The sequence below is a fragment of the Neisseria sp. P0021.S007 genome (assembly GCF_051956855.1).
Window position 1 is genome coordinate 1 of record NZ_JBQCXA010000162.1, and the last position, 1,028, is coordinate 1,028.

1 pseudogene is annotated in these 1,028 nt (G+C 48.8%); it reads left to right on the forward strand.

Annotated elements, in window-relative coordinates:
• Window positions 1-1,028, forward strand: a pseudogene (locus tag ACTHUR_RS11915) (ABC transporter transmembrane domain-containing protein); the annotation flags it as partial.

Below are 1,028 nucleotides of genomic sequence, written 5' to 3' on the forward strand. Positions count from 1 at the left end.
CAATACCGCAGGCGGCATCGTCGCCACGCTGCAAAATTGGAAAGACCAATTTACCTAACTGATTTGGGGTACGCCTAACAAAGTCTGGGTTGTACCGATATTTTTTATCTTTTTGGTCATCATCCGAGGCATTAGCCGCTATGTCAGCACATATTTGCTGACTTGGGTTTCCGTCATGGCAATCAGCCATCTGCGCCGCGATATGTTTGCCAAAATGCTGCAACTCTCTTCCAAATTCCATCAGGAAACCCCGTCCGGCACAGTTTTAATGAACATGGTGCAAATGGCGGAATCATCCATCAGCAACGCCAGTAATGTCTTTATCGTTTTGACCCGCGATACCATGATTGTCATCGGTTTGGTCTGCGTTCTACTGTATTTGAACTGGCAGCTCAGTCTGATTGTCGCCCTGATGTTCCCGCTGTTGTCTTTGTTGTCCCGTTATTACCGCAACCGTCTGAAAGACATCATTGCCAGCGCGCAGCAAAGTATCGGTACGCTGAACAACGTCGTTAACGAAGTCCACCAAGGACACCGCGTGGTCAAACTCTTTGGCGGTCAGAAGAAAGCGTCTGAACGCTTTGCCGAAGTCAATGACACCATCGTCCGTCTCGGTAAAAAAATCACGCAAGCCAGCGCCGCACGTTCTCCGTTCAGTGAACTGATTGCGTCGTTTGCTTTGGCTGTCGTGATCTTTATTGCCCTTTGGCAGAGTCAGCAAGGCTATACCACCATCGGTGAATTTATGGCATTTATCGTTGCCATGCTGCAAATGCTCGGTCCGATCAAAAACTTGGCGAACATCAGCATTCCCATGCAGACCATGTTTATCGCTTCGGATGCGGTTTGTCAGTTCCTTGATACCGAGCCTGAGCAAGACAAGGGCACCAAACATCTGAAAAACGTTTCAGGTCGTCTGAAATTCGAAAACGTCGATGTCCGCTACCACGAAGACGGTAAAAAAGCCTTGGATGGATTCAATCTCAACATCCGCCAAGGGGAACGCGTTGCTTTGGTCGGACGTTCAG